We start from the raw sequence: 9230 nt of genomic DNA, 5'->3' as shown, positions 1-9230 counted from the left end.
ACCGGGACCCGCCGGGGGACCCGGGGTCGTGGGGACAGGCCCGGAGGGCGGATGCTCAGCGCCGGTAGGGGTCCCCCTCGGGCAGCCACGCGTCCGCCGCGTAGAGCCCGAGTTCACCCACGCCCTCACAGAGCGCGTCGACCACCGCGAGGACCGCCGCCCGCTCCTCGTCACGCCGCCGGACCAGGGACCACGTCCAGTACACCTTCGGCGCGATCAGCGGCCGGCGGACCAGGTCGGGCGGCAGGGGAGCGGTCTGCCCCTTGGGCTGGTTCACCACCGGGCGGCCGCTGCGGCGGACATGGTCGAAGAACGCGGGGCCGGTGCTGCCCCCGGCGGGGACGCGCCGCGCCTCGGCCCCCGTGTCCCGGGCCAGTTGTTCCGCGAAGGCGTTCCAGGACGACCACGACATGGTGTCCTCGTCGACGAGGACCAGGGCGTCCTCGACGGCCACCTCGCCGGCGTCGTCCCCGGTGGCGACGGCGTAGAGCCGGTCGGCGCCGAGCAGCCGGGCGCTCAGGCCGCGCTCCTCCAGATCTTCGGTCCGCACCCAGCACACCGCCAGGTCCAGGCTGCCGTCGGCGACCCGGGCGGCCTGCGCGTGGGACGGCGCGACCCACGCGTCGAGATGCACCGGGGCCACGGCGGAGGTGCGGGCGGTCAGGTCGGCCGGCAGCCAGTTGACGTAGCCGAGCCGGACGGGCGTCGACCCGGCCAGCCGGCCGGCGCGGCGCCGGAGGTCGTCGGCGCGTTCCAGCAGCGCGCGGGTGTGCGGGAGGAGGGCCGCGCCGGCCGGGGTCAAGGTCACCGAGCGGCGGTCGCGGTCGAACAGCCGTACACCCAGGTCGCGTTCGAGCGCCTTGATCTGCTGGGACAGGGAGGGCCCGGCGATCAGGAGCCGCGCGGCGGCCCGCCCGAAATTCAGCTCTTCGGCGACCGCGAGAAAGTACCGCAACTGGCGCAGCTCCACGTCTGCCATGGTACGGGGGCTGGGAGGCAGCGCCTACCAGCAGCAAGGCAGCCGGTCATGGCATCCGCCCTGGTGGCGGGCCCACCATAGCCACGGCACCACCTGAACGCAGCACCTGACGGCACCACCTGAGCGCACCACCGTCGGACGGAGAAGGATCATGCGAGAGTTCCTGGTCGAGATCACCACCACCATCCCCGAGGGCATCACTCAGGAGGAGGTCGACCGGCGGCGCGCCGCCGAAGCGGTCCGCGCCCGCGAACTGGCCGCTACGGGCAACCTGGCCCGGCTGTGGCGCCCGGTCGGTGAACTCCGCAGCATCGGCGTGTGGCGGGCCGCCGACGAGGACCGGCTCCACGAAGAGGTGCTCGGCACGCTGCCGCTCCGCCCGTGGATGACACTCACCGTCACCGCCCTCGAGCCCCACCCCAACGACCCGGGTGAGGTCGTGCACCCCCGGTGAGCAGGACACGAACCCCGCGCCGCTTCCCGTTGCCCCGACGAGCGGCAGGAGTGCGCCCCGAAGGGGGCGCGGGGCACCGTACGTCCGGCGGGCCAACCGCCGCGGATCCCGGACCGAACCCCGGCACATCGCCGGGCCGGGCCGGGAGCGGAATGCCCCGCTCGCCCTGGGTCCACGTTGCCCAGGTCGCCGCGGCCCTCGCCGCCGGTATGGGGGTGGGCCGCTTCGTCTACACCCCCATCCTCCCGTTGATGCACGCCCAGGCGGGGCTGTCCGCCGGCGCGGGCGCGAATCTGGCCACCGCCAACTACGTCGGCTACCTGGCCGGCGCGCTCGCCGGCATCCTGCTCCCGGGGCTGGTCCGCTCCCGCGCCGCCCTGCGCGGCTCGCTGATCGTGCTGACCGCCACTCTCGCCGCCATGCCCGCCACACACAGCCTCGCCGGCTGGCTCGCGATACGGCTGCTCGCCGGGGCGACCAGCGCCCTGATCTTCGTCATCGCCGCCAGCTCACTCCTCAGCCATCTGCGCGACCGGCCCGCCCACCTGCCGGGCTGGGCGTTCGGCGGTGTCGGCGCCGGGATCGCGCTGTCCGGTGCGCTCGTGCTCGTGCTGCGCTCCGTCGGGACCTGGCAGGCCGCCTGGTGGGCCGCGGCGGGACTCGCCGCGGTCCTCGCCGCGGGCGCGTGGAATCTGCGCCCCGAAGCCGGGCCCGAAGCCGGGCCCGAAGCGGGGCCCGAAGCCGGGCCCGAAGCCGGGCCCGAAGCCGGGCTCGCATCCCCATCCGCGTCCCCACCCGCGTCCCTGTCCCGTCCCGGCCTCCCGCCGCAGGCCGCCCCCCAACCGGGCCTGCGCCCGCACCGCTGGTTCGCCGCCCTGTTCATCGGCTACACCCTCGAAGGCATCGGCTACATCGTGGCCGGTACGTTCCTGGTCGCCGCGATCGGGCAGAGCTCCCCGGGCTGGGTCGCCAGTGGCGCCTGGGTGCTGGTCGGCCTGGCGGCCGTACCGTCCTCTGCGCTGTGGGCCCGGCTGGGCCGGCGCTGGTCGCGCCCCGATCTGCTGTGCGCGGCACTGCTCGTCCAGGCGGTCGGCATCGCCCTGCCCGCGCTGATCGGCGGCGTGGCGGCCGCCTTGTTCGCCGCGTTCCTCTTCGGTGCGACGTTCATCGGCGTCAGTACGATCACCCTGGCCGTCGGAGCCGAGCTGCGCTTCCCGCGGTCGGTGGCGCTGCTGACCGCCGGGTACTCCGTCGGCCAGATCCTGGGGCCGCTGGTCGTCAGGCCGCTGCTCCATCATGGCTACCACCCGGCGCTGATCCTGGCCGCCGCGGTGGTCCTCCTGGCCGCCGCTGCCGCGGGTGTCCTGCGGATCGGCTTCCCGCAACAGCAGGACGCGGATGCGAGGGCGGCCGTCAGATCACGGCCGCGGCCTCCCGCGGCGCCTGCGCACCGAGCAGGGCCAGGGCGTTGGCGGACAGACCGCTGAGCCGGTCGGTGCTGTTGTAGAGCTTGGCGAACAGCACCTGGCCCTCGAGCTGGGACACGATCGACCGCGCGGCTTCCCGGGGGTCGGCCACGGTGACCTCACCGCGCTCCCGGGCCTCGGCGACGACGGTGGCGATCATCTCGACCTGCGCGTCGAAGATCTCCTGCAGGCGGGTGCGGATGGCCTCGGTCTGGTTGCTCATCTCCAGGGCGAGATTCCCGAACATGCAGCCCGAGACGGTGCCGCAGCTCTGCTGGCCGGCGAGCTGGGCGGCCTCGGTATCCGTGAACAGCTGCCGCAGCCGGTCCAGCGGACCCGCGTCGGTGCTCAGGGCGCGGGTCCAGTCCCGCCGCTGGCCCGACCAGTGCTCGTCGATGACGGCGAGCGCGAGGGCTTCCTTGGACTCGAAGAAGTAGTAGAAGCTGCCCTTAGGCACCCCGGCCGCTTTGCAGATCTCGGCCACGCCCAGCGCGGAGTAGCCGCGTGACTCGACGAGTGTCTGCGCGGCGCCGAGGATCTTCTCTCTGGCGCTGCTGTTTCGTCCCATGGTGCGAGTGTATGACCGATCGCCGCGCAGTACTAGACCGGTCGGCTGGTTCACCGCGGCCGGGCGGTGGCCGGGGTGCGGCAGGGGTAGCCCCCTGGGGCTGTTGGCGACGTGCACCCGGTCGACGGCTGGTGGCGCCGTTCCTCGCGCCCCTGGGGGCGGGGGTTCCGAGGTGGCTTCGGGACGGTGCCCCGAAGGGGCGCGGGGAACTGCGCGGGCAACCCGCCACCGGCCGGTGGTCCGGATGGGGCCGGGGACCCCCTTTGGGCCGGTGGCCACGTGCGGCCGCGCGAAGGGCTGGTGGCGCGGTTTCGAGGTGGCTTCGGGACGGCGCCCCGAAGGGGGCGCGGGGAACTGCGCGGGCAACCCGCCGCCGGGCGGTGGCCCGGGTGCGGCCGGGGAGCTCCTCCGGGCCGGTGGCCACGTACCCCGCGGCCCCTTGCCGCCCCCGCAGGCCCCCGCAGGCCCCGCGGCCTAGAGCTTGTCGAGCCAGAGAACGATCCCGGTCAGATCGTTCAGCACGCCCGCCACCCCCGCCCTGATGGCGGCCCCGCAGCGCTCGGCGGTGAAGGAGGCGGGGTCGTAGGTCGAGGACGCGCCGAGGCCCTCGCCGCGGAAGGACGCGCCGGACCAGTCGACCGCCGTGACGTTGGCGGTGGGTTCGGCCAACTCCGCGCCCACGACGAGGAACTGCTGGGACAGGTGGTTCGGGGTGACCGTCGCGAGCGGGTCGATCAGGTCGTTGCCCGCGCTGACGATGAGGTCGGGGCGCATCCGCAGCGCCTTGGTGATGCCGGGGAGGAGGTCGGACGCGGGGTCGGCGACCACCGTTCTGAGGTCGGCGTGCTCCTCCTCGGCCCAGTCCTGGACCGCGTTCACCAGCGCCTTGGTCGGCCGGTCGGTGCCGGCGGTGAGCAGGACGACGCGGTAGTCCTTCGACGGGTGGACCCCGTCCCACGAGCCGGGCCGCGGGGTGGCGGTCGCCTCGGGGGCGGGCGGGGCGGCCTGGTCGATGAACCCCGGGCCGAGCGTGCCGACGGGCGTGGGCCGGGGGTGCGGGCGCGACCAACTGTCGCCGGAGCCGCATCCGGTGACCAGCGCGGCGGCCGCGGCCAGCGTGGCGGCGGCCCGGAGCGAGGGGCGCAAGGCGATCGTCCTCCGAGGGGTGGCGGATGGTGCGCCCTCATCCTCTCCTTCCGATTGCCGCTGCTTTACCTCTATGGGTGGCTTTCTTGAGGTTGTTTTTGCACAGTTCGCCGATGGGTCCTTTTGCGTTCACTTGGGACATGGACCGTGCGCTGGCAACCTTAAGGAGCCACATGTCAGCACGGGTCCGCCGCAGTATCGTCGGGATCATCGCGGCGGTGATCGCTTTCCTGGGCGTCGGGCAGCCGGCGTCCGCGCACGGGTTCTCGTCGGTGGTCTACGTCCATGTCACCGCGGGCGGCGACGGCCGGCTGCGGACGACGCTGCAGCTCGAGTACGACCTCTTCGTCGTGTCGACCGCCGACGCCGAGCACGACGACGCCCTCTTCCGCGCGGGCACCGCCGCGTTCGACGCCGGTGACACCCGCGGGCAGGCCGCCGCGCTCGACGCCCACGCCGCGGCGGCCGTCCGGTACATCACCGAGCGCTTCACGGTCACCTCGAACGGCAAGGCCTGCGCGCCGGTCCGGGCCGGCGGCTTCACCATGGGCCGGCAGCAGGGCGTGCCCTACGCGCAGTTGCCGCTCGACTGGGCCTGCGCCGGCCGGGACGGCGACCAGGTGCTGCGCAGCGCGCTGTTCCCCGACGCCGAGACGTACGTCACCGGCACGAAGACGATCGTCACCTACCGGGTCGACGGCCGTTCGGGCAGCGCCGCGCTGGACGCGGATCATCCGTCGTTCTCGCTCGCGCAGCCCTGGTACCAGCGGTTCTGGGAGTTCTTCCGGCTGGGCGCCGAGCACCTGTTGACCGGGACCGACCACATCCTGTTCCTGCTCGCGCTGATCGCCGGGTCGCGGCGCCTGCGCGAAATCGTGCTGGTGGCCACGAGTTTCACCGTCGCGCACTCGGTGACCTTCGTGCTGGCCGCGCTGGGCCTGGTGGATGTGCCGTCGAAGGTGGTGGAGCCCGTCATCGCGCTGTCGATCGCGGTGGTCGCCGGCTGGTACCTGTGGCGGGTCTGGCGGCGCGGCGGCCACGCGACCGAGCTACGGGCGCCGGGACGCGGTCACTTCAGCCTGGACCGCGCGGGCTGGACCCGCCTCGGCGTCGTGTTCTGCTTCGGCCTGGTGCACGGCCTGGGTTTCGCCGGTGCGCTGGGCGTCGACGCGGCGTGGTCGTGGACCCTGCTGTGGTCCCTGCTGGTGTTCAACATCGGCATCGAGGCGGTGCAGTTGGCGCTCATCGCCGCCCTCTTCCCCTTGCTGGCGGTGCTGCGGCACCGCGCGCCGACCGCCGGGCTGTGGGCGACCGGCGCGATCTCGGCGGGCGTGTTCGTCATGGGGCTGGTGTGGTTCCTGCAGCGGGTGTTCGGGTGCTGAGCCGGTGCCGATCCCAGAACGTTTAGAGATCGCAAAGTTTGTGTCTATGTTTGGTTAATCTCGCGATGAGACCTTAACGATCGCCATTCCAGGCACTTCGGTGCGCAAAAAGGAACGAGAACTGATGAGATCGACGAGTTCGACGCAAGCCTCGCGGCTTGTGCGGCGTCGCGTGGCCACCGGGGTCACCGCGGCATTCCTGGGCCTGACCGTGGCCCTCGGCAGCGGCCTGGTGTCACCGGCCGCCGCCGCCGACCCCACCACGCTCACCGGCGTCATCCTCGGTGTGGGCGCCAACGAGTCCCAGCGCACGGTGACCTGGTACTCCTCGGCCGACACCGCGCAGAAACTCCAGGTCGCCCCGACCGCGGACCTCGTCGGCGGCGAGTTCCCGGCCGGCGCGGCGACGGTCGACGCGGCCGGCGGGGCGAACATCGCCACCAGTGGCGGCTTCAACCGGCACGCGACGGTCACCGGCCTCAAGGAGCGCACCGCGTACTCCTACCGCGTCGGCGCCGAGGGCAACTGGTCCGCGACGTACGCCTTCAAGACCCAGGACTTCGAGGGCGACTACGACTTCCTGTTCTTCGGCGACCCGCAGATCGGTTCGTCCGGCGACACGGCCAAGGACCAGGCCGGCTGGCAGGACACCCTGGATGTCGCGCTGACCGCCAACCCGGACTCCGAACTGCTGGTGTCCGGCGGCGACCAGGTCGAGAGCGCCAACACCGAGTCCCAGTGGAACGCCTTCCTGGCCCCCGACAAGCTGCGCCAGTACCCGTGGGCCGCCACCATCGGCAACCACGACGTCGGCGGCAAGGCCTACGAGCAGCACCTCTACACCCCGAACACCGACCGCTCGGGCCCGCTGTACTCCAACGGCGACCCGGGATCCAACACGTCCGGCGGTGACTACTGGTACATCTACAAGGATGTGCTGTTCATCGACCTCAACAGCAACAGCTACGCCACCTCCCAGGGCGGCGGCGGCGACGCGGCGCACATCAAGTACGTGACCGACGTCATCAACCAGCACGGCGCCGAGGCCAAGTGGAAGGTGCTGACCTACCACCACGCCATCTACTCGCCCGCCGACCACGCCAAGGACAGCGACAACAAGACGCGCCGGGTCGACTTCCCGACCGCGTTCTCCAAGCTCGGCGTCGACCTGGTCCTCCAGGGCCACGACCACAGTTACTCGCGCAGCTACCTGATCAAGAACGGCGAGAAGGCCGACACGAACGAGCAGCCCGGCGCCGCCGACGTGTACCCCGGTCCCGGGGGCGTGCTCTACGTGACGGCGAACTCCTCGTCGGGTTCGAAGTACTACGACATCACGACGCCGGACAGCAGCGGCACGAGCGGTGCCGGCAACGGCGCCGACCCCCTGAACCCGAAGAGCTACTGGTACAACTCGGTTCAGGACCAGGAGCACGTCCGCACCTACGTCAAGGTCCAGGTGCGCGACGACAAGCTCGTCGTGGAGGACATCCGCAGCGGCACCTGCGCGGCCCCGAACGCGGCCGTGGAGCACGGCTCCTGGTGCACCAACACCACCGCCGACCAGCCCGTCGGCTCCCTCGTCGACAAGGTCTCGGTGCACCCGTACCACGGCGCCGGCCAGGATCTCCAGGTCAACGTGCCGAACGCCGCCCCGGGCGAGTTCGGCTGGACGATCGACGGCTACAACGGCCTGGTGGACCTCGGCACCGCGCAGGAGAAGGGCGGCGACCACTTCGAGGCGACCGGCACCATCAACCCGATCGCCGTGTCGGACAGCCGCCGCTCGCTGTCGCCGTGGTCCATCTCGGCCAATGTGAGTGACTTCCAGGACGCCGGCAAGACCTTCTCCGGCTCCTACCTCGGCTGGGCTCCGCGTGTGCTGCAGGACGGCGCGGGTGCCAAGGCCGGCGGCTCGGTGGCCTCCGGCTACGACGACCAGGGCAAGGGCCTGTCCATATCGCGCGGCCTCGGTTCGGCCGCCCAGGGCCACACCCGGGGTACCGCCAAGCTCGGCGCCGACCTGAATCTGAAGATTCCGGACAGCGTCGAGAAGGGCGGCTACCGCGCCACCCTCACGATCACCGCACTGAGCAGCTGATCGACCCGTTCCGCCCGGCGGGGCAGGCCGCTTCCGGCGGCCTGCCCCGCCTCTCGCGCCAGGAGAATCCCGAGATGCACGCGCCCACCCCGCGCACCCCGCGCCCGAAGACCACCGCCACCGCTGTCGTACGCGGCCTCGCCCTGGCCCTGGTCGCGGCCTGCGCGATCACCGGCCTGCGGATCGGCCCCGCCGCGGCGGCCGACGGCGACGTCACCTGGACGGTCCGGACGGCCGCGAACGGGTACGGCGCCGACCGGTCCAGCTTCAGCTACGGCGTCAACCCCGGCGGACAGGTCAAGGACACCATGGCCGTCGCCAACCACGGCACGGCCCCGCTCACCCTCGCCGTCTACGCCGCCGACGGCTTCACCACCGACACCGGCCAGCTCGACCTGCTGCCCCGCGGCAAGAAGTCGGTCGGCATCGGCGCCTGGGTCCGCGCCGACCGCGCGAACGTCGTGGTCAAGCCCGGGAAGTCCGTCGACGTCCCCTTCACCATCTCCGTCCCGGACAACGCCACGCCCGGCGACTACGTGGGCGGCGTCCTCACCTCGCTCAAGCAGTCCGACGACGCGGCGGGCATCAACGTCGACCGGCGGCTGGGGATCCGCGTCAAGCTGCGCGTCAGCGGCAAGCTCACGCCGGGTCTGGCGATCGAGAACCTCCACGCGGACTACGCCGGCTCGGCCAACCCGTTCGCCTCGGGCGACGCGACCGTCACCTACACGATCCACAACACCGGCAACGCCGTGGTGTCGGCGCGGCAGGCGGTCGCGGTCACCGGCCCGTTCGGATGGCTGCGCGCCGAAGCCGGCGACATCGCCGCGCCGCCGCAGCTGCTCCCGGGGGAGAGCTGGCCGGTGAAGGTGCCCGTGCACGGCGTGGCACCCGGAGTCCGGCTGGCCGCGACCGCGACCGTCACCCCCCTGCTCACCGACGCGTCGGGCTCCACCAGCCCGCTCGAACCGGTCCGCGCCACCACGCACGGCTGGGCCGTCCCCTGGACGCTGCTGGTGCTGGCCGTGGTCCTGATCGCGCTCGTCGCGGGAGCGCTGGTCCTCGCCCGCCGCGGCCGCGCCCGGCGCAAGCAGCGGGAGGACGCCCGGGTCCGGGCCGCCGTCGAGCGGACGC

Annotated in this window: 8 protein-coding genes; 5 read left to right on the top strand and 3 right to left on the bottom strand. The window is 72.7% G+C overall.

Features of this window, described 5'->3' with window-relative positions:
• Nucleotides 1-55: 55 nt before the first annotated feature.
• Nucleotides 56-979: a LysR family transcriptional regulator gene (locus GA0115240_RS01295; protein WP_093734788.1), complete on the bottom strand. Its 924-nt coding sequence runs from the start codon at nt 977-979 to the stop codon at nt 56-58.
• Between the two features lie 151 nt (nt 980-1130).
• Between GA0115240_RS01295 and GA0115240_RS01290 the strand changes: the two genes are divergently transcribed.
• On the top strand, nt 1131-1433 hold the full coding sequence (locus GA0115240_RS01290) for a muconolactone Delta-isomerase family protein (RefSeq protein ID WP_093734787.1): 303 nt from the start codon (nt 1131-1133) through the stop codon (nt 1431-1433).
• A 152-nt stretch (nt 1434-1585) separates the two neighbouring features.
• Nucleotides 1586-2920, top strand: a complete 1335-nt coding sequence (locus GA0115240_RS01285; protein WP_237554518.1) for a YbfB/YjiJ family MFS transporter — start codon at nt 1586-1588, stop codon at nt 2918-2920.
• Here the strand turns inward: GA0115240_RS01285 and GA0115240_RS01280 are convergent.
• Together GA0115240_RS01280 and GA0115240_RS01275 are read right to left on the bottom strand one after the other, a co-directional pair.
• A complete protein-coding gene (locus GA0115240_RS01280) occupies nt 2847-3467 on the bottom strand; it encodes a TetR/AcrR family transcriptional regulator (RefSeq protein ID WP_093734786.1) in 621 nt (206 codons plus the stop codon). The genes GA0115240_RS01285 and GA0115240_RS01280 overlap by 74 nt on opposite strands.
• 474 nt (nt 3468-3941) lie before the next feature.
• Nucleotides 3942-4613, bottom strand: coding sequence for a hypothetical protein (locus GA0115240_RS01275; protein ID WP_093734785.1), 672 nt, complete (start codon nt 4611-4613; stop codon nt 3942-3944).
• Nucleotides 4614-4786: 173 nt separating this feature from the next.
• Between GA0115240_RS01275 and GA0115240_RS01270 the strand changes: the two genes are divergently transcribed.
• The 3 genes from GA0115240_RS01270 to GA0115240_RS01260 form a co-directional block, all read left to right on the top strand.
• Nucleotides 4787-5995, top strand: coding sequence for a HupE/UreJ family protein (locus GA0115240_RS01270; protein ID WP_093734784.1), 1209 nt, complete (start codon nt 4787-4789; stop codon nt 5993-5995).
• Nucleotides 5996-6119: 124 nt separating this feature from the next.
• Complete coding sequence (locus tag GA0115240_RS01265; RefSeq protein WP_093734783.1) at nt 6120-8096, top strand: purple acid phosphatase family protein; 1977 nt, start codon at nt 6120-6122, stop codon at nt 8094-8096.
• A gap of 74 nt (nt 8097-8170) precedes the next feature.
• Nucleotides 8171-9230 (top strand): WxL protein peptidoglycan domain-containing protein (locus GA0115240_RS01260; protein WP_107407070.1); only part of this gene is annotated, 1060 nt, incomplete at its 3' end.

The organism is Streptomyces sp. DvalAA-14, from assembly GCF_900091855.1.
GTDB lineage: Bacteria > Actinomycetota > Actinomycetes > Streptomycetales > Streptomycetaceae > Actinacidiphila.
Note: the sequence above shows the minus strand (reverse complement) of the source record. Positions and strands in the feature narration are given on the sequence as shown.

Bases quoted from the DNA above. Each gene is read 5' to 3' on its own strand.
- GA0115240_RS01265 (WP_093734783.1), top strand. From the start codon at position 6,120: ATGAGATCGACGAGTTCGACGCAAGCCTCGCGGCTTGTGCGGCGTCGC.
- GA0115240_RS01270 (WP_093734784.1), top strand. From the start codon at position 4,787: ATGTCAGCACGGGTCCGCCGCAGTATCGTCGGGATCATCGCGGCGGTG.
- GA0115240_RS01290 (WP_093734787.1), top strand. From the start codon at position 1,131: ATGCGAGAGTTCCTGGTCGAGATCACCACCACCATCCCCGAGGGCATC.
- GA0115240_RS01280 (WP_093734786.1), bottom strand. From the start codon at position 3,467: ATGGGACGAAACAGCAGCGCCAGAGAGAAGATCCTCGGCGCCGCGCAG.
- GA0115240_RS01295 (WP_093734788.1), bottom strand. From the start codon at position 979: ATGGCAGACGTGGAGCTGCGCCAGTTGCGGTACTTTCTCGCGGTCGCC.
- GA0115240_RS01285 (WP_237554518.1), top strand. From the start codon at position 1,586: ATGCCCCGCTCGCCCTGGGTCCACGTTGCCCAGGTCGCCGCGGCCCTC.